Genomic DNA, 17,535 nt, shown 5'->3' with positions numbered 1-17,535 from the left:
TCGACAATTCCGCTCCCGTGTCCATGGCGCGGGGGCGTTTTCATGGGGGATGACATGACCGATAGCAATGATGCCAGACAGATCGGCGAGGTTCTGGATTTCTGGTTCCCCGAGGGCCGCGCGCTGGATATCGACCCTGACCGCCATGCCGAGCTGTGGCGCTGGCGGATGCATGGCGGCGCGGACGGTGCGATTGCGGCGCGCTTTGGCCCGCTGACCGAACGCGGCGCGGCGAGGGCGCTGGATCATTGGGCCGGGACGCCCAGGGGCCGGCTGGCGCTGATCGTGGTGCTGGACCAGTTCCCGCGCTCGCTGTGGCGGGGCAGCAAGCGGGCCTGGGCGCAAGACCCGGCGGCCCTGGCGCAGGCGCTGGAAGGGTTGGAAAAAGGAGACTGGGCGGCACTTGGCCTGCCGTGGTTCCAGATCGCTTTCACCCAGCCCCTGGGCCATGCAGAGGGGTCGGACCATCTGGCCCGCATTGATCGGCTGACCGCCCTGCGCCGTGACATTGCCGCCCGTGCGCCGACGCCGTTGCGGCCGCTCTATGCCTCGCTCGTCGATCAAGCGGGGCAGGTGCGCCGCATCATCGCCAGCTTTGGCCGCCACCCGCACCGCAACGCCATCCTTGGTCGCAGATCGACGCCCGAGGAGGAAGCCTATCTGGAAAAGGGCGCGTTTCCGCATCTGCGCGTCTTTCGGGGGTGAGCGCATCCCCACGGTTCAGGTGGGCTGCGCGACACCCGTCAGCGCCTGTCCGGCAACGGACGCCTTCGACCGGCGGATCGGGTCCGACAGCAACCGCAGCCCGTTCAGCACCACCAGCACGGTGCCGCCTTCATGGCCAATCACCACCAGCGGCAACGGCAGATCGAAGAACAGCCCGCCGATGACCAGAACCACCATGGCGCCGATGGCGAAGGTCAGGTTCTGCCGGATCACCCTTGTGGTTCGGCGCGACAGGCGGTGCGCGTCCGCAAGCCGCTCCATATCCTCGGACAGCAGCGCCACATCGGCGGCTTGAAGCGCCACCTCGGACCCGGCCGCACCCATGGCGATGCCGACATCGGCGCGGGCCAGCGCCGCGGCGTCGTTCACGCCGTCGCCGACAAAGGCGACGCGGCCGGTTGCGGCCAGTTCGCCAACCGCGCGAACCTTGTCCTGTGGCAGCATTTCGGCGTGAGTCTCCTCGGGCCCCAGCCCAAGCTGGGCGCCGATGCGCAGCGCCACCGGCCTGCGATCCCCGGTCATCATGACGATGCGGCGGACACCACTGTCGCGCAGGGCCGCGATCGCCCCGGCGGAACTGGCCCGTGCCTCATCCGCCACGCTGACGGCGCCCAGCACGGTGGCGTCGCGACCCAGATAGACGACCGTATTGGCGCCATCCGCCAGCGCCTGCAACGCGGGGTGATCCGTTGCGGCCTTCGTGTCCTCGGCAAGATAGGCATTGCCCGCCCAAACCGGGCCAAGTGCATCGGACCCTTCGATGCCGATGCCTGGCCGGGCGTTCACATCGGCCACCTGCGCCGGATCAAGCCCGCGGCTGGCGACCTCACGGCGGATCGCGGCCGCGATATGATGCTCGGAATGCGCCTCCAGCCCCGCCAGCAGCGACAGGAACCCGGCCTCGTCGCCATCCAGCGCGACGATTTCCGTCACCTCGGCGCGGCCGGTGGTCAGGGTGCCGGTCTTGTCGAAGGCGAAGATATCGACCTCGGCCAGCGTCTCCAGCGCGCCGCCGCCCTTGAACAGAACACCGCCCCGCGCCGCCGCCGAAAGGGCCGACAGGATCGCGGCGGGGACGGAAATGACGATGGCGCAGGGGCTGGCGGCGACCAGCAGCGTGGCGGCGCGGTAAAGCGCCAGTTCCCAGTCGCCGCCCAGCCACCAGAACGTGGCAAAGGCGATCACCGCACCCGCCAGCACCGCGACCGTGTAGCGCTGGCCGAACCATTCGCTGAACCGTTCGGAGGGCGCGCGGGCGGCCTGTGCCTCGGTCACCAGACGGATCATGCGGGCGATGGTGCTGTCGCTGACGCTGCGCGTGACCTCGACCTCCAGCACGCCGTCGAGGTTGATCGTGGCCTCGAACACCTGCGCACCGGCCTCTTTCGACACGGGCATGGATTCGCCGGTGATATTGGCCTCGTCGATGCCGCCGCGCCCGGTGACGACCACGCCATCACTGGGCACCCGGGCGCCGGGGCGCAGCACCACTACATCGCCGACGGTCAGCACCTCGGCGGGAACTTCCTCGACATCGCCGCCCGCGGTCTTGCGCAAGGCGGTCTCGGGGCGCAGCGCCATCAAGGCCTCGATGGCGCGGCGGGCCCGGCCAAGCGCGCGTTCCTCCAGCGTGGTCGAGATGCTGAACAGCGTCAGCAGCACCGCACCCTCGAACGGGGCGCCGACGATTGCGGCGGCGATTGCCGCGACGATCATCAACAGGTCGATGTCAAGCACGCGCGCGCGCCACAGCTCCGACAGCGCGCGCCAGCCGGTCGGCAGGCCGCCAGCCAGATAGACCAGCACCAGTCCCGGCAGCTCCAGAGCGTCGAAAGCTCCGCTTGGTAGCCACCTGCCGGCCGCCGCCATTGCCATGCCGAGCACGGTAACGAGCGAAAGGGTCAGTGACAGGTCAATAGTTGGAAATCGCTTCATGTCAGGTTCCTGGCTGGCGAGGTCGCGGCTGGCAGCCGCCATCGCTGGCTGGGTGAGTGGATCAATCGGATGGCTTATGGCACCGAAATGCAAAGGCCGCGACGGCTATCCAGATGGCGCTGCGCAGGATCATCGCGCCCATGGTGCGTGCCTCCCATGCGCCGCCGGCACCGACATGCCACAGGAAGGCGGCGAAGACGGCCACCGTGGCCGTGGCGATGGCCAGCGACAGCAGCGGCGCCCACCCTGCGCCGCGCAACAGGCCGATCCCGGCCAGGACATAGGCAAATCCCGCGACGAAGTTGAACCACAGCACGAATGGCACCACTGCGCCCATATCGACGCCGCCGAACAGCGCCCTGCCGCCCGAAACGATGGTCAGCAGGCCGAAGATCACCGCGACGGCGGCGGCAACGGTCTGGCTGCGCGGTCTTCTCGTCATGTCTGCCTCCGGAGTTCGGGGTTTGGGGAGCGGCCGGGCGGGCGTGGCCCGGCCTGCCATGGGTTGCGGGTTGCGGCGCGCGGAACGGACCCCGCCTCAGGCCCGGCCAAACATGCGCCGCAGCACATCGGTCTTGAGCCAGAAATGATGGTAAAGTGCGGCGAGGATATGCAGGAGGACCAGCGGAACCAGCGCCAGCCGCGCGATGGAATGGGCTTCGCCGATCGCCTCGACGCCGGAAATCCACGCCGCCATGCCGGAAAGCGCCATCAGGATCAGCAGGAGGTTGAGAGCCGCATGCATGCCCGTGGCCAGAACTTTCAGGGCCGGGTGCTCGCCTTCCGGCAGGCCCGGAACGCCGCGCCGGCGGCGCAGCACCAGCCGCCACAGAACGAGAACGAGGATCAGCGCGCCGGCAACGGCATGAGGATTGATCGTCGGCTGGTTCGGCAGCATGCCGTCCATCCGCCCGTCCCATACCTTGACGATGCCGTCATGCATGAGGATCTGGAAAAAGACGAGGGCCGCAATCGTCCAGTGCAGGATGATCTGGGCTCTGGAATAGGATGTCGGTTGCATCTTGGTTACACCTTTTCAAGGTCGCGTGGTATCGGCCACTGTCGTGCGACATCCGATCCGCCGCAGGCATGACGGTGGCGAGGATCGGCGTGTGAGGGCTTGGGTCATGTCTGCCTCCTGACTCCTGACCATCACGCGCTAACCAGATGGCCGTCGCGCAGGTGGATCAGGCGGTCGAAGCGGTCGAAGATCTTCTCGTCATGGGTGACGGTCACGATGCAGGCTTCCTGCTCGGCCGCGAGCTTGCGCATGAGGTCCATCACCAGCCCGGCGCGCGCGCCGTCGAGCGCGGCAGTGGGTTCGTCGGCAAGGATGATGCGGGGGCGGTTGGCCAGCGCGCGGGCAATCGCCACGCGCTGCGCTTCGCCACCCGACAGCAGCGCCGGCTTGACCATCGCGCGATGGCCGACCTCCAGATAGTCCAGCAGTTCACGCGCCCGCGTCCGGCCTTCCTCGGCGGGCAGACCGGTAAGATCGAGCACGACCGCGACATTCTCCTGCGCCGTCAGGAAGGGCAGCAGGTTGTGACTCTGGAAGATGAAGCCGATCTTGTCGAGCCTGAGACGCCTCAGGTCGCGCCGCAGCCATTTGCCGTCGAAGACCGGCTCGGCGTCCAGCACCACCCGTCCCGCCGATGGGGCGAGGATGCAGCCGATGATGTTGAGTAGCGTCGTCTTGCCCGAACCTGACGGCCCGAGCAGCGCGATCACCTCGCCGGCGCGCACGGTGAGATCAACCGAGCGCAGGGCATCGACGCGGGTTTCGCCCTCGCCGAAATGCTTGGCGACGCCCGAAACCTCGATGAGGATGTCGCCGAGCGCCATGTCAGCTCCCGAGCGCTGTGGCCGGGTCGACCTTCATCGCCGCTCGCACGCCGAGCGCCGAGGATAGAAGGCAGACGGCGGCGATGATGCCGGCAAGGACCATGACGTTGAACGGCTCCAGCACCACGCGACGGGGAAAATAGTCCTTCACCGCAAGGATCAGCATCAGGCCGATCCCCCAGCCCGCGGCGCCGAGAATCAGCGCCTGCTGCACGATCAGCGCGATGATGGTGCGGTCGGGCGCGCCGATCAGCTTCAGCGTGGCGATCTGCTTCAGCTTCTCCATGGTCATCGTGTAGATGATCAGCGCGATCACCACGGCGCTGACGGAGAGAAGGATGCCGAGGAACAGCCCGATCTGGCGGCGCGCCTTGTCGACGACCGAGGCCAGCAGCAGTTCCTCCTGTTCGGCCTGAGTCATGGCGGCGAGGTGCTTCCATTGGCGCACGGTCGCGGTCAGCAGATCGACATCGGCGCCCGGCGACATGCGGGCAATTATGGCGGCGACCGATGCGGACTTGACGGAGACAGCCCCGCGCGCGGCCTGCACCCGCTGAGCGGCCGGGTCGAGCTCGGTCTGCAGCGCCATCGCGTCGGCCAGCGTCACATAGACCGCCGGATCCCCGCCCGAGTTCATCGCCCCTTCGACCAGGCCGACCACGGTAAAGCGGTTGCGCCCGAGCCGGATGGTCTCGCCGGGCGAAAGGCCGGTCTTGCGGTCGGCCACCAGCTCGAAATGGCTGGCGCCGATGCCCCGCCCCGCGGCGATCATCTGCGGCCCGCCCGGACGGCCCGGCTCGTAGCCGACGACATAGAGCCGCAGCGTGCGCCCGGCATGGGGCGCCTCGACGTTCTGGTAGTTGACCGCACCGGCCTCGGCCACGCCGGGCATCCGCGCCACCGCGTCGCGGGTGTCGGCGGGAATGCTGGAGGCTTCCGCGAACGGTCCCTTGGTTCCGGCCTCCACCACCCAGACATCTGCGGCCGGTGCCTTTACAACCGCCAGCGCGTCCGAGACGAGGCCGTTGTAGATGCCGATCATCGCCAGCACGACCGTCATCAGCAGCCCCAACCCGAAACAGGTCAGCACGAACCGGAACAGGCCATGGCGGATGTCCTTGAGCGCGAGGTTCATGGCGCCTCACTGCCGCGGGCGCGCCGACCCTCGGCCGCGCCCTTGGGCGGATGGGCGACGATGGCGGCTCCCTCGGGCAGTCCGCCCGTGACCTCGACGCGACCGCGATCATCGCGGACGCCGAGGGTCAACTCCACCCGCGCGAGACGGCCGTCTCGCACCGTCCAGACCGTGCCGCGATGGCCGTCGAAGCCGGTGATCGCGACCTCCGGCACCATCAGGGCGCTCGCGCGCGTGCCGGTCAGGATGCGCACCTCGGCCTGTTCGCCAAGGAACATCTCGGCGGGGCAGTCGGCGCAGGTCAGCCAGACGCGGCGTTCTTCGTTCACCCGGTCGCTTTCGATGCCGATGCGGGCGATGGTGCCATGGAATTCGGCCGAAGGCTGCGATCGCAGCCGGATCGTGCCCGGCTGGCCCCGGACAAGCTGGCCGGCACGTTCTTCGTCGATGTACGCCTGGATCCAGATGGTGGCCGGGTCGATCAGGGTGAAGATCGGGTCGCCCGCCTTGACGACCGTGCCCGGTTCGGCATGGCGGGTGACAAGCAGCGCATCAAAGGGCGCGAGCAGCCGGTGATGGCCGAGAAGGGCTTCCTCCTGCCGCAGGGCGGCCGCCGCATCGAGGCCCTGTGCCCGGATCACGGCCACATCCGCCTCGGCCACCGCCAGATCGGCGCGGGCCACGTCCGCATCGCGTTGCGTTTCCTCGGCGCGCTGGATCGAGGCCACATCGCGTTGCGCCAGCCCCTGCAGCCGTTGGTTCGCGACCTCGCGCTGCGCCAGCATGACCCGGGCCCGCACCAGCGCCGCTTCGGCCCTGGCAAGATTGGCCTCGTTCGCTGCCACCGCGGCCCGGGCGCGGACAACACGCGCTTCCTGCACGGCAGAGTGGAGGACGGCCAATTCCTGCCCCTTGGTCACGCTGTCGCCGGCATCGGCGGAAAGCCGGGTCAGGGCGGCGCCCACCTCGAAGCCGATGCGGCTGAGTATCTGCGCCTCTACAGTGCCGAGCCCGTAGATGCGAAGGGCCACATCATGTTCGGGCTGAATGACCGCCACCGTCACTGGGCGTTCGGTGAAGAACAGAAAGCCGGCAGCGACAGCCGCTGCTAGAAGAAGAGCCGATAGCCAAATGCGCCGCATCGTCTATTCTCCTTACGTAGCCAAAAGCCGGCACTGTGCGTCGAATAGGCGTAGCCCCTCGGCTCGCAAGTCGAAATCGCGAGCGCCGAGCGCCCAGCGGATCGCCACGCCCTGCACGAGCGACGTCAGCAGCGCCGCCGCATCGTTTGCGGCGATGTCGCCGCGCAACGCGCCGGTTTTCTGGCCGGCTCTGACCGCCATGGCCAGAAGGCCGTGGAAGGTCGTGAGCCTGCCGTGAAAGGTGGCGCGCAGGTCCGCATTGGTGACATTCAACTCACGCGAAAACAGCAGCATCGGCAGCGCGGGGGTCGCGTCGATCTGCGCGAACTGTGCGGAAATCAGTGCACGCAACCTGACGATCGGGGTGTCTCCGAGGCGCAATGCATCCTCCCACGCCGTTGCCAGCCCCTCGGCCACATGCTCGGCAACGGCCTGCCAGAGTGCCGCCTTGGTCGGGAAGTGCCGGAACAGCGCGGCCTGCGTGACGCCGATCTGCGACGCGACCGCCCCCGTCGTCACCCGGTCCGGCCCGATCCGGTCGGCCAGGTCGAGCACGGTGGCCACGATCTCGGCCTTGCGAAGCTCCGCTGATTTTCGCACGGGGCACCCCGTTAGTTAGTGAGTAGTCACAAACATATTTAGGCAGCCTCATGCGATGCGTCAATCACTGGGCATCATTTTCTGCATGCATTGATTGCCGCGACACCGGGAACTAGGTGGGCAGGAGGGAGGCCGATAAGCCGACATACTCGGCATCGACCGCCGCCGGATCATAGATCACTGCCACCAGCCGCCGCTTCTCTTCCTTGGAGGTGAAACGCTTTGTCAGGATGTAAGTGCCGTGCGACACGGCAAGATTGGTCGTGGCCTCATTGAAGGCCAAGACGTTGTGCTTCTTGCCTGCGGGCTTTGCCCGGCACCGAGACAGGCGTGACCGGCGGTTCGGGCACATCGCCCTCGCCCTCGACCGGGCCATCTCCGCCCAGCGCCTCGGGATCACGCAGCAGCGCATCCAGATCATCATCGCTGATCCCGAGCAGTGACAGGTCGAAATCCTCGGCCAACAGCCCCGCGATCTCCTCGCGCAGCAGGGCCTCGTCCCACTCGCCCAGTTCGGTGAGCTTGTTGTCGGCGATGCGATAGGCCCGGCGCTCGGCCTCGTCGAGATGGCCGAGCCGGATCACCGGCACCTCGGTCAACCCGAGCATGGTGGCGGCCAGCACCCGGCCATGGCCGGCGATCAGTTCACCATCGTCGGCCACCATGCAGGGCACGGTCCAGCCGAACTTTGCCATGCTGGCGGCGATCTTCGCCACCTGGTCGGTGCCGTGCATCTTGGCGTTGCGGGCATAGGGGCGCAGCCGGTCGAGCGGCCAAGTCTCGATCTGGCTTGGTGCAAACACCAGGTCCATGGGGCGGGTCTCATCCGGGGCAGGGCGGGCATGCCGATATGCGCGGCCGGAAAGGGCTGCGTCAGGATCGGGAACCGGGATGGCAGGAAAACAAAAAACGCCCGCGAGGGGTGTCCTCCGGGCGCAATTCTTCGATGATCAAGGGGTAGGTCAATGGGGGCAGGTCTGTCAGATGGAAAATGACTGCGGATTCAACGACTTCCTGGAGTGTGGCCTCCACTGGCTGGCTTCCGGCAGCGTGGCTTCCCCGAACTGGCTTCCCTGGCTTTCGCAAAAGAATCCATTGAGGACCGATCGTGATTCCGCAAATCTTTGATAATGAGTCGCTTTTCCGAAGGCCGCGCGGCGGGTGGCCTGATCGACTTCGCCGACATGATCACCGGCGCGGAGCGTCTGCTGCGCACTGATCCCGCAGTGCGTCAGGGGGACGGTCTACAGGCTCCGTGCGCCCTGAGCAGCAGCGGACTGTCCAAACCGACCTGCTTGCAGACCGGGATGCTGCAACGAACCGTGGCTTTCGAGGCAGTTCGGAGCGCTGGGCGTGAAGTTGTCATACGGGAGTATCCGCGCGGTAGCAGGATTGTTCGACGATGCAGCGAGTGCCGCCAAGACGTCCGACTGGCTCGATACCACCTTCAACGGCGACTTCTTGCCTACCTCTCAGGGAATATGGGAGAGGTTGCCGCAAGACGCTTTCAGGGTGCTTGGCGACATCCTGCGGCGTGCGCCCGGGGGGCAGTTGCGTCTCGGCTGGGAAGAGCGCTGGGACAATCTCGACTTCGCCCATATCCCCCCGGAAAAGGCCGCGTCAGGCGCGGGCCGTGGTGACGGTGGACGCGATATTCGAGGCGACCATTCAGCTTTTGCTCAGCGAGGGGATGCACCGTCTGACCACGACCCGTGTCGCAGAACGAGCGGGTGTATCGGTCGGTACGATGTATCAGTACTTCCCGAACAAGCAGGCGCTGATCTATGCGCTCAACGAACGGTATCTGGAGGTGCTGGCGGAAAGGATCGAGACCATCTGCCTTGCCCATCACGCCGCGCCGATCAACCGGATGGTCGAGGCACTGATCGAGACCTACTGGCGCGCCAAGACCGAACGGCCAGAGGTGACACGGGCGCTCTATCGCTCGGTCGCCGAGATGAACAATGCCGAGTTGATCGAGACCTTTGCCCGTCGGGTCGATGCCGCCACCACGGCAATGCTGGCCAGCGCGACCGACGCGACTTTCCCGGATCTGCGCAGCGTCAACCTTACCGTGGTTACGGTGACCTTCGGCACGGTCCGCAATGCGTTCGAGCGGGGTGTGACTGACGCCTACAGCCAGGCGCTGAGACAGCAGCTTCTGGAAATGTGCCAGGCCTATCTGCAGGCGGCGAAGGCGTAGCCGACCCAGAGTGGCCGGTCAGGCTCTCCAAATGCTGCATAGTAGCATTCCCCTAATGGCACTGCTGTGTGCGGGCGTGGCGCGGGTTCCGCATCACTACCATGACAAGTAGAGTTCGCCGATCCGCGACGGCTGATCCAGTTCAACAGCGGCTCGCCCTATGCCAATGTCCGGGCCCGCACCCGCAATTGGCTGCGCGACCGGGCAGGATGGTCTGCGGCACATTGCGCAGAACCTAAGGCGGCCAAACGGCCGCTTCCCTCATTATGTTCGCCTGCGATCACATCACGACCACGGAGGCGAGCCTATTGCTGCAACATTGACTGAACGGCCGCTTCGGGGAGACGGCCACCTAGCATGCAGCGAGCCCGATCGGCAGGTATGGGCCGGATTTCATCGCGGTGCGGCGCGCAGTGGTGCCCCCTTGGAGTTGCGAGTTAACCCTGAGCGTTCGGTGCCGCCCCTCTTCGCCAACTTCGCGCAGACCTGGCGAATGCTGTTTCCAACGCCTTTGGGCTGCATTGAGAAAGATGGCCGTGGTCGAACACGACGCGCTCGTCTGTGGCGAACTGGTCGATCTGCATTCGTGCGAAGGCTTCGGTGATGAAGGGGTGTTTCGTGGCTTGGGCCAGCGAGATGCGGCCGATTTCCACCGTAGCCTGCAGTTCCATCTCGATAGCCTCGAAGACGAAGTCTCCCATATCGCTGCGGGATTTGACGAAGGTTGCGGGCGAGACCAGCCCGCAGTCGCAGAGCGCGTTGGCTGCGCTGATGCCCACGCATCCATGCAGTTCAAGGTTCATAAGCGCGAGGCCAAGGTCGTCAGATGGGACTGAGGGGAAGGCGCTGGTGCTCCGTGATGCTGTCGATGTTCACTGTAGCATATCAGGGTCGTTTGGGCATCCCTCCCGTCTTGGGCGGGAGGCTTGGCTGAATGCGGTCGGCTAGCCGGCTGCACGACGGTCTTTGCGGCGAATTTTGTCTCGATTTCTTCCAGCAATGCCAGCGCCGCTGCCGGGTTGTCATCCGCGATGTATTCGAAATTCGACCGCAGGCCCTCTCGCGCGGTTTCCCGCCATTCCAGATCAGGCACGGCGCTTCCGGTCGATCAGTCCGCGCATCTCGGCCCTGACATCGGCATGGACCGTCGTAGGGTGCTCATCCTCCAGCGCTTCTCGCACCTTGGCCCGGAACCAGGCGTCATAGGCGTCGGGATCGGCCGTCAACCCTGCAGGAAGGCCACCCTCGCGGGCTATCCTGGTGAGGAGGATGCGCACGGCATCCGAAAGGGTCAGACCGCCACCTGCCAGCGCCTCGGCTGCCTGGGTCTTGATCTTGTCGTCCACGCGAACGTGCAGCATTGATGTTTGTGCAGGCATGGCTGTTCTCCATGAGTTGCAAGTATTGTATCTCAATTGAGATGTGGCGGCAGCATCGTTCGCTGTCGCACTTGCGGACTGGGCCTGTTTCACGTTGCGTACCTCGCGCTGGCCAGGGGCGACGAGCCTATTTAAGGTCGCTTACGTTAGCATTCTGGCTATTTAAGTTGTGGCGGCATTGTTTAAATAGTGCCGCGCTGCCATGATGATCCCATGATCGATTCCGAACCCAATCAGCGGCTTGGCCGCTTCGTCGAAACCCCTGTCGCGGGCAAGATCGTGCGCGCCTTCGTTCCGCCGCCCCTGCCGCCGAAGCCGCAGATCGACGTGCTGGCTCTTCTGGACCGGCTGAGCCTCGCCGAACGCGCGCTCGGGCGGCTTGACGGCATTACCATGCTGCTGCCGCGCCAGGAACTGTTCCTCTACATGTATGTGCGCAAAGAGGCGGTGCTGTCGTCCCAGATCGAGGGCACGCAATCCACGCTGACCGATCTTCTGCGGTTCGAGACCGAGGCGCAGGCCGGGGAGCCGATCGACGACATCCGCGAGGTGTCGAACTATGTCGATGCGATGATGTACGGGCTGAAACGGCTGGAGGAACTGCCGCTGTCCTTGCGCCTGATCCGCGAGATGCATGCGCGGCTGCTGCAAAGCGGGCGCGGCGACACGAAAAGCCCGGGCGAGTTCCGCCGCACGCAGAACTGGATCGGCGGCTCGCGCCCGGGTAACGCGCTTTTTGTGCCGCCGCCCGTCACCGAACTCGACACCTGTCTGGATGCGCTGGAACACTTCATGCACGAGGACAGCTCGCGTCTTCCGGCGCTGATCAAGGCCGGGTTGCTGCATGTCCAGTTCGAGACCATCCACCCGTTCCTCGATGGCAACGGCCGTATCGGCCGCCTGCTGGTGACATTGTATCTCTGTGTCAACGGGGTGCTGCGCAAGCCGTTGCTCTATCTCAGCCTCTATCTGAAGACACACCGGGCAGACTACTATCGTCTGCTTCAGGAAGTGCGCGAGCATGGCAACTGGGAGGCTTGGCTCGATTTCTTCCTTGCCGGGGTAACTAAGACGGCGAACCAGGCGTTCGAGGCCGCGACCCGCATCGTTGACCTGTTCAAGGAAGACCGCGAGCGCATCACGACCGAAAGCGACCGGGCCGGATCGGCGCTGCGTATCCACGATCTCTTCCAGCAGAATCCGTTCCTGACCTCCAACCAGCTTGTCCGGCAGACGGGTCTGTCGGCGCCGACGGTCAATGCGGCGCTGGCTGATCTGGAGAAGATGGGCATCGTTGATGAGATCACCGGGCGCAAGCGGGGGCGGGTGTTCAGCTACCGGCGCTACCTTGCAATTCTTAGCGAAGGGACCGACCCTTTGCCGGTCGGCAGTTGAATCTCTCCACGAACTGTCCGCACCCCACGGTCAGCAACTGCGGCACCACAAATGAGTCAGGCCATCGGTTCGGTCTCACAAGTCCCAGAAGGGTCAGGCAGGGTCGAGTTATCTTCTGATAAAAGCACGAGGCAGCTGCGATAAAGTCGCATACGGATGGGGTCCACTTCCTACGCTGCTGTACGAAATGCTTCGCCAAAGAGCGCTGTTTCCGTCCGCAGCAGCATGGCGTGAAGAGAACCGGGCGGTCGCAAGTAAAGATGGTTGCACACCCCCGCAACCAAAAATTCCATTACATTACAGCAACTTAAGCCTCCTCCAGAGGCTTTTTGCATTTGCGCTCTAATCGCTCCGGAATCACATCGGAAGCAATCGCGCGGAAACCATAGCGCGAAATCGGCGAGGTCACATTGACGTGATGGCATCCGCTGATGGCCCGGATGACCCTGAAACTGGTTGCCGCTGAAGTAAAGACCCGTGGCGGGTCTGCGCCATTGATCACCAATCTCGTTACGAGCATCCTCCAGGGCAAAGCTGTCGCGATTGTTACGCTATGGGCACTCCCGAGGGCTGAAAGATGCCATTTTCCTGATCTGAATTTCCTAATTGTTTCTGTAGGGTTATCTGAGGAGCGTCATTCGATAAACACGGCCATGTCCTCAATTGTGCTTCAACTGGGCAGTTTGTTTCGCAGCGAGCGTGACCGGCTTGTGCGGCGGGTGCGCCATGTCATACGTAGTCGGACGGACGCCGAGGATCTGGTGCAGGACGTTTTCTTGAATGTGCTCCACCGGGAGGATCGACGCGATGTCCAGTCGCCGCGCAACTATCTGGCCCGCGCCGCGACAAATGCCGCGCTGGATCACCTGCGCCGACAGCGGGTGCGGAGCGAGATACTGGATTGCAGCCGCGAAATTGCCGCCGATGTGGCGGCCGAGCAGCCCGGCACCGAGGCCATCGTGCAATCGCGCCAGGAACTGGTTGTCCTGCATCATACCGTCGAACAACTGCCGAGAAGAACCACTCGTCACGCATGTGGACAAGCAAGAAGCAAGGGACTAGAAAGCAGCCACCATCGCGGCGCCAATCCCGAGTAGCCAGTCCGCTTCCTGACGGAGCTGGAACATGAAACTAGGGATTTCGCACCGTATGCGCCTGCATACGGCACTTTTGACATCGACCGTGCTTACCGCAGCCGTGCCGGCCCTCGCCCAGGCGCAAGAGGGCGCCGTTGTGCTGGATCAGGTGACCATCACCGTCGGGCAGGCACAGGGATATGCCGCGCAGCGCTCGACTGCCGGAACCAAGACCGATACGCCGCTTGATGAAACGCCGGCCTCGGTCTCGGTGGTGACGGATCGGCAGATGCGGGACCAGGGCGTCACCTCGGTCGCGCAAGCGCTGCGCTATACGCCGGGCGTCGCCTCGGAATATCGCGGCAGTTCGAACATCTCGGACGAGACCTATATCCGCGGCTTCGGCTACGTGCCACGCTATCTGGACGGTCTGGCCATCGAGGGCTCGGGCCAGCAGATCGGCCCCTGGATCCTGGAATCGGTGGCGACGGTCAAGGGGCCGGCCTCGCTGCTTTACGGCCAGGCCAGCCCCGGCGGCCTGATCGACATGGAACTGAAGAAGGCGGACGGCACGGAACATAACAGGCTGGGCTTCGACACCGGCACCGATGCGCGGGCCGGCGTGCGCCTGGACGTGGCCCGGCGGCTCGACGATACGTTGTCCTGGCGTCTGGTGGGCCTGGCCGAAAAGGCCGACACGCAGGAAGACGGGCTGGAAACCCGGCGGCTGACCTTGCTGCCTTCGCTGCGTTGGGCGCCGACGGATGCCACGACCGTGACGGCTTACGCGATGTATCAGCGCGAGCCCGATGCCGGCTACCGCAACTTCCGCGAGGCGCTGGGGACGCTGAACCCGACCTCTTACGGCTATATCCCCGGCGATTTCCTGGTCGGAGACCCGGATTTCGAGCGTTCGGAGCGGACCTCGAAAAGCTTCGGCTGGACGGTTGAGCACAAGATCAGCGACGCGCTGACCCTGCGCCAGAAGGCCCGGTATTCGATCGGCGACTGGGACCAGCGTACGCTGGTCTGGGGGGTGCTGGCCGCGGATGAGCGCACGATCAGCCGCACGGTCACGGAAAGCTACAGCAAGACGAAACAGGCCCTGCTGGACAATCAGGCCGAATACCGGCTGAATGCTGGTGGCGGAGAGCATGTCATCCTGGGCGGGATCGACCTGAAATATACGCGCAACGACAGCACGTCGAGCTATGGCGCTGCGGCCAATTCCATCGACTGGACCGATCCCGTTCATGCGGTCGGAACGGTTGGTGAGCCGCGCGGCCAGTCCGACGGCATCTCGCGCCTGCGCCAGACTGGCATCTATGTGCAGGACCAGGCGAAGTTCGGCAATCTGCATGTCCAGGCCGGGCTGCGCTACGACTGGGCCACGAACGACTCCCGAGACCTGCTGACCGGCGGCCGCGAAACCTATGACGGCGAGGCGCTGACCGGCCGCATCGGATTGCTCTATGAGATGGCGAACGGCTTCTCTCCCTATGTCAGCTATTCGACCTCGTTCGAGCCGGTGACGCAGACGCCCGCCAGCGGCCAGGACCCCTTCGACCCGACCGAGGGCCGGCAGGTCGAGATCGGCGTGAAATGGGCCAACAGCGCCGAGACGCTGATGGTCACCGCCGCGGCCTATGACCTGCGCCAGACCAATATCCTGAAATACGACGACGCCACCGCGACCTATCGCCAGATCGGCGAGATCAAGTCGCGCGGCTTCGAACTGGAGGCGCAGGGCCGGGTGACCGATGCCTTCTCACTGGTCGCGGGCTATTCCTACAACGACTCGAAAGTGTCGAAATCGAACGACCCGGACGAGATCGGAACCCATAACGACCGCGTGCCGCGGCATCAGGCCTTGATCTGGGGCAAATACGACTTCGGCAACGGCTGGGATGCGGCGCTGGGTGTGCGCTATATCGGCAAGAGCTGGGCGCGCGGCAACGCCTTTACCGTGCCCGGCGTGACGCTGGTCGATGCGGCAGTCGGCTATGATCTCGGCGCCCTGGATCGTCGTTACGAAGGCGTGCGCGCACAGCTGAACGTCACCAACCTGACCGACGAATTCTATACCGCCTCCTGTGCCAGCGCCTATGCCTGCTGGGTCGGAAGCGAGCGCCAGGCGCGGCTTTCGGTCGATTACACATGGTAAGGCTGGCCCTGCTGCTGGCCGTGCTGGCAGGTCCGGGACTGGCGCAGGACACGCTGGTTCCCGGCCCGGTCGAAACGGTCGAACTGGTCGCGGGCGCGCCCCTGTGTCTGCGCATCGAGGCGCCCCCCGGCAGCTATCTGGCCGGGCGGATCGAGGCGGGCGCCCTGCCCGTCGATGCCGATCTGCTGGATGCGCAGGGCCACCATTTGCGCCGTCTGTCGCATGACGGTCGCGGCAATATCGGCTTTCATGCCGTGGCCGAGCAGGATACGACACTGCTGCAGCTGTCCGCCCCGCAGGCAGGCCGCGTCGGGGTGGCGCTGGATCAGCCGGTTCCGCCCGCCGACCAGCACCCGCCCGCGCCGGAATATCTCAGCCCGCGCATCGCCGCGCTGGCAGCCGGTGGCGATATCGATGCCTTCTGGCGCAAGGTCGCGGCGGAGGGCACGCCCATGGTAGAGGATGCCGGCAAGGGCAAGGTCGTCGTCACCTTCCTGTGGCGCGGGGCCAGCCGCAACGTGCGGCTGTTCGGCGCACCCTCGAACGACCATGAATGGCTGGAACGGCTGCTGGGCACGGATATCTGGTTCAAGAGCTTTCGCGTGCCGGACAGCCTGCGGCTTTCCTACAAGCTGGCGCCCGACGTGCCCGACATCCCGGGCGATGCCCGAGCGCGCCGGGAGGCGATCCTGGCCACGGCGCAGATGGATCCGCTGAATCGTCACCCCTGGCCCAGCGAAACACCGGACCGCTTCAATCAGGACTCGACGGTCGTGTTGCGGAATGCGCCCGCCCAGCCCGGCACGCCGCCCGCGGCCGAGGCGGACCCCGAGCTTAAGCGCTTCACCTTCGACAGCGGGCTTCTGGGCAACAGCCGCGAAATCACGCTGTCTTTCCTGCGCGGCCTGGACCCCGCCGACCCGGATATCGTGCTGGCCCTGATCTTCGATGGCGAGCAGGCCATGAACCGGATCGACGCCCCGCGCATGCTGGATACGCTGACACGTCAGGGGGCGCTGCCGCCGGTGGTGGCGGTGCTGATCCCCTCGATCGACAGCCAGACGCGGGGGAAGGAACTGCCCGGCAACCCGGTCTTTGCGCAGGCCCTGGCCGAGGAACTGCTGCCGCGCGTCGCGGCGGAAACCGGCATCCGCCCCGATCCTGCCCGGACGGTGCTGGCCGGCGCCAGCTATGGCGGCCTCGCCGCCGCCACGGTGGCGCTGGCCCGGCCCGATACCTTCGGCAACGCGATCTCGATGTCAGGCTCGTTCTGGTGGGCGCCCGAGGGCACGGTGGCGGACGGCATCCCCCATGTCGCTGCTGCTTATGCCGGGCGTGAGAAGCTGCCCATCCGGTTCTTCCTGAGCGCCGGGCTTTTCGAGACCGGGCGCGCCGGCACCGCCGGCATCCTGGAGACTTCGCGGCAATTGCGCGACGTGCTGCGGCTTCAGGGATATGAGGTCGCATGGCGGGAATATGTCGGCGGCCACGATTATCTGGTCTGGCGCGGGGCGCTGGCGGATGGGCTGATCGCCCTCTTCGGCGCAGAGGAGTGAGGGTGCCGCTGGCCGGCATGACTGGCCCGTCGCCGGGTTCCTGCCGTCCTGCCATCCCGAAAGCCGGGAGCGGAGCTGGCGGCCAGTTCGCGAACAGCTTGGTTCTTCACGGTGATGCTGAAGATGCAGCGCCCCTGAAACGAGCGGGCAGCCCCATGGGCTGCCCTCATCCGGCCGGCATTGCCGCCTGGCTGCCTCGTTCGGCTGCGAACTGGCTTGCGAACTCGCCGCACCAGTCATTCGGCTTGACCACCGGCCAGAAGCCGCGGCTGTCGGCGTCCTTCCGGGACACGGGCGCCTTGGCGCGGCACAGGCCGGCATCGGTGTTCGCATCGCTGCCATGTTGGCTGGGGTTTCGCTGCGGTACCATTCCAACGGC

The 17,535-nt window shown here is 65.6% G+C and carries 17 protein-coding genes and 1 pseudogene; 6 read left to right on the top strand and 12 right to left on the bottom strand.

Annotation, left to right across the window (positions count from 1 at the left end):
* Nucleotides 1–54: 54 nt before the first annotated feature.
* The gene (locus tag JWJ88_RS10300) at nucleotides 55–705 is read left to right on the top strand and encodes a DUF924 family protein (protein WP_240200159.1); all 651 of its coding nucleotides are present in this window, start codon (nucleotides 55–57) and stop codon (nucleotides 703–705) included.
* Between the two features lie 15 nt (nucleotides 706–720).
* On the opposite strand, the gene JWJ88_RS10295 is transcribed toward JWJ88_RS10300, so the two are convergent.
* The 9 genes and pseudogenes from JWJ88_RS10295 to JWJ88_RS10255 form a co-directional block, all read right to left on the bottom strand.
* Complete coding sequence (locus JWJ88_RS10295) at nucleotides 721–2,661, bottom strand: heavy metal translocating P-type ATPase (RefSeq protein ID WP_205293970.1); 1,941 nt, start codon at nucleotides 2,659–2,661, stop codon at nucleotides 721–723.
* Nucleotides 2,662–2,722: 61 nt separating this feature from the next.
* Nucleotides 2,723–3,103, bottom strand: a complete 381-nt coding sequence (locus tag JWJ88_RS10290) for a hypothetical protein (protein ID WP_149766318.1) — start codon at nucleotides 3,101–3,103, stop codon at nucleotides 2,723–2,725.
* 96 nt (nucleotides 3,104–3,199) lie between these two features.
* On the bottom strand, nucleotides 3,200–3,682 hold the full coding sequence (locus tag JWJ88_RS10285) for a cytochrome b (RefSeq protein ID WP_036760157.1): 483 nt from the start codon (nucleotides 3,680–3,682) through the stop codon (nucleotides 3,200–3,202).
* A gap of 131 nt (nucleotides 3,683–3,813) precedes the next feature.
* On the bottom strand, nucleotides 3,814–4,506 hold the full coding sequence (locus JWJ88_RS10280; RefSeq protein WP_205293969.1) for an ABC transporter ATP-binding protein: 693 nt from the start codon (nucleotides 4,504–4,506) through the stop codon (nucleotides 3,814–3,816).
* 1 nt (nucleotide 4,507) lies between these two features.
* Complete coding sequence (locus tag JWJ88_RS10275; RefSeq protein WP_205293968.1) at nucleotides 4,508–5,641, bottom strand: ABC transporter permease; 1,134 nt, start codon at nucleotides 5,639–5,641, stop codon at nucleotides 4,508–4,510.
* Complete coding sequence (locus tag JWJ88_RS10270) at nucleotides 5,638–6,783, bottom strand: efflux RND transporter periplasmic adaptor subunit (protein ID WP_205293967.1); 1,146 nt, start codon at nucleotides 6,781–6,783, stop codon at nucleotides 5,638–5,640. The genes JWJ88_RS10275 and JWJ88_RS10270 overlap by 4 nt, the downstream gene beginning before the upstream one ends.
* 12 nt (nucleotides 6,784–6,795) lie before the next feature.
* Nucleotides 6,796–7,383, bottom strand: coding sequence for a TetR/AcrR family transcriptional regulator (locus tag JWJ88_RS10265; protein ID WP_205293966.1), 588 nt, complete (start codon nucleotides 7,381–7,383; stop codon nucleotides 6,796–6,798).
* A gap of 112 nt (nucleotides 7,384–7,495) precedes the next feature.
* Nucleotides 7,496–7,666 (bottom strand): hypothetical protein, encoded by a 171-nt coding sequence (locus JWJ88_RS10260; RefSeq protein WP_205293965.1) that lies wholly within the window; start codon nucleotides 7,664–7,666, stop codon nucleotides 7,496–7,498.
* Nucleotides 7,665–8,195, bottom strand: a pseudogene (locus JWJ88_RS10255) (ParB/Srx family N-terminal domain-containing protein); the annotation flags it as partial. The gene JWJ88_RS10260 and the pseudogene JWJ88_RS10255, both read right to left, overlap by 2 nt.
* An 821-nt stretch (nucleotides 8,196–9,016) precedes the next feature.
* Here JWJ88_RS10255 and JWJ88_RS10250 point away from each other — a divergent pair.
* Nucleotides 9,017–9,586: a TetR/AcrR family transcriptional regulator gene (locus JWJ88_RS10250; protein WP_240200158.1), complete on the top strand. Its 570-nt coding sequence runs from the start codon at nucleotides 9,017–9,019 to the stop codon at nucleotides 9,584–9,586.
* A gap of 437 nt (nucleotides 9,587–10,023) precedes the next feature.
* On the opposite strand, the gene JWJ88_RS10245 is transcribed toward JWJ88_RS10250, so the two are convergent.
* The gene (locus JWJ88_RS10245; RefSeq protein ID WP_205293963.1) at nucleotides 10,024–10,389 is read right to left on the bottom strand and encodes a hypothetical protein; all 366 of its coding nucleotides are present in this window, start codon (nucleotides 10,387–10,389) and stop codon (nucleotides 10,024–10,026) included.
* A gap of 282 nt (nucleotides 10,390–10,671) precedes the next feature.
* Complete coding sequence (locus JWJ88_RS10240; protein ID WP_205293962.1) at nucleotides 10,672–10,965, bottom strand: type II toxin-antitoxin system RelB/DinJ family antitoxin; 294 nt, start codon at nucleotides 10,963–10,965, stop codon at nucleotides 10,672–10,674.
* A 213-nt stretch (nucleotides 10,966–11,178) separates the two neighbouring features.
* Here JWJ88_RS10240 and JWJ88_RS10235 point away from each other — a divergent pair, with 213 nt between their 5' ends.
* The 4 genes from JWJ88_RS10235 (at nucleotide 11,179) to fes (ending at nucleotide 17,156) form a co-directional block, all read left to right on the top strand.
* The gene (locus JWJ88_RS10235) at nucleotides 11,179–12,360 is read left to right on the top strand and encodes a Fic family protein (protein ID WP_205293961.1); all 1,182 of its coding nucleotides are present in this window, start codon (nucleotides 11,179–11,181) and stop codon (nucleotides 12,358–12,360) included.
* Between the two features lie 431 nt (nucleotides 12,361–12,791).
* A complete protein-coding gene (locus tag JWJ88_RS10230; RefSeq protein ID WP_205293960.1) occupies nucleotides 12,792–13,457 on the top strand; it encodes an RNA polymerase sigma factor in 666 nt (221 codons plus the stop codon).
* Between the two features lie 28 nt (nucleotides 13,458–13,485).
* Nucleotides 13,486–15,600: a TonB-dependent siderophore receptor gene (locus JWJ88_RS10225; RefSeq protein WP_205293959.1), complete on the top strand. Its 2,115-nt coding sequence runs from the start codon at nucleotides 13,486–13,488 to the stop codon at nucleotides 15,598–15,600.
* Nucleotides 15,594–17,156: an enterochelin esterase gene (gene fes, locus JWJ88_RS10220; RefSeq protein WP_205293958.1), complete on the top strand. Its 1,563-nt coding sequence runs from the start codon at nucleotides 15,594–15,596 to the stop codon at nucleotides 17,154–17,156. Before JWJ88_RS10225 ends, fes begins: the two co-directional genes overlap by 7 nt.
* 166 nt (nucleotides 17,157–17,322) lie before the next feature.
* On the opposite strand, the gene JWJ88_RS10215 is transcribed toward fes, so the two are convergent.
* A complete protein-coding gene (locus JWJ88_RS10215) occupies nucleotides 17,323–17,526 on the bottom strand; it encodes a hypothetical protein (RefSeq protein ID WP_205293957.1) in 204 nt (67 codons plus the stop codon).
* Between the last annotated feature and the right edge of the window lie 9 nt (nucleotides 17,527–17,535).

Source organism: Paracoccus methylovorus (genome assembly GCF_016919705.1).
In the GTDB taxonomy this organism is placed as follows: Bacteria; Pseudomonadota; Alphaproteobacteria; order Rhodobacterales; family Rhodobacteraceae; genus Paracoccus; species Paracoccus methylovorus.
This window is presented reverse-complemented; position numbering and strand designations above follow the sequence as displayed.

Excerpts from the sequence above, each read along its gene's own strand:
- JWJ88_RS10295 (WP_205293970.1), bottom strand. The coding sequence starts at position 2,661 with ATGAAGCGATTTCCAACTATTGACCTGTCACTGACCCTTTCGCTCGTT.
- JWJ88_RS10280 (WP_205293969.1), bottom strand. The coding sequence starts at position 4,506 with ATGGCGCTCGGCGACATCCTCATCGAGGTTTCGGGCGTCGCCAAGCAT.
- JWJ88_RS10290 (WP_149766318.1), bottom strand. The coding sequence starts at position 3,103 with ATGACGAGAAGACCGCGCAGCCAGACCGTTGCCGCCGCCGTCGCGGTG.
- JWJ88_RS10225 (WP_205293959.1), top strand. The coding sequence starts at position 13,486 with ATGAAACTAGGGATTTCGCACCGTATGCGCCTGCATACGGCACTTTTG.
- JWJ88_RS10270 (WP_205293967.1), bottom strand. The coding sequence starts at position 6,783 with ATGCGGCGCATTTGGCTATCGGCTCTTCTTCTAGCAGCGGCTGTCGCT.
- JWJ88_RS10240 (WP_205293962.1), bottom strand. The coding sequence starts at position 10,965 with ATGCCTGCACAAACATCAATGCTGCACGTTCGCGTGGACGACAAGATC.
- fes (WP_205293958.1), top strand. The coding sequence starts at position 15,594 with ATGGTAAGGCTGGCCCTGCTGCTGGCCGTGCTGGCAGGTCCGGGACTG.
- JWJ88_RS10300 (WP_240200159.1), top strand. The coding sequence starts at position 55 with ATGACCGATAGCAATGATGCCAGACAGATCGGCGAGGTTCTGGATTTC.
- JWJ88_RS10285 (WP_036760157.1), bottom strand. The coding sequence starts at position 3,682 with ATGCAACCGACATCCTATTCCAGAGCCCAGATCATCCTGCACTGGACG.
- JWJ88_RS10235 (WP_205293961.1), top strand. The coding sequence starts at position 11,179 with ATGATCGATTCCGAACCCAATCAGCGGCTTGGCCGCTTCGTCGAAACC.
- JWJ88_RS10245 (WP_205293963.1), bottom strand. The coding sequence starts at position 10,389 with ATGAACCTTGAACTGCATGGATGCGTGGGCATCAGCGCAGCCAACGCG.
- JWJ88_RS10215 (WP_205293957.1), bottom strand. The coding sequence starts at position 17,526 with ATGGTACCGCAGCGAAACCCCAGCCAACATGGCAGCGATGCGAACACC.
- JWJ88_RS10275 (WP_205293968.1), bottom strand. The coding sequence starts at position 5,641 with ATGAACCTCGCGCTCAAGGACATCCGCCATGGCCTGTTCCGGTTCGTG.
- JWJ88_RS10230 (WP_205293960.1), top strand. The coding sequence starts at position 12,792 with ATGGCCCGGATGACCCTGAAACTGGTTGCCGCTGAAGTAAAGACCCGT.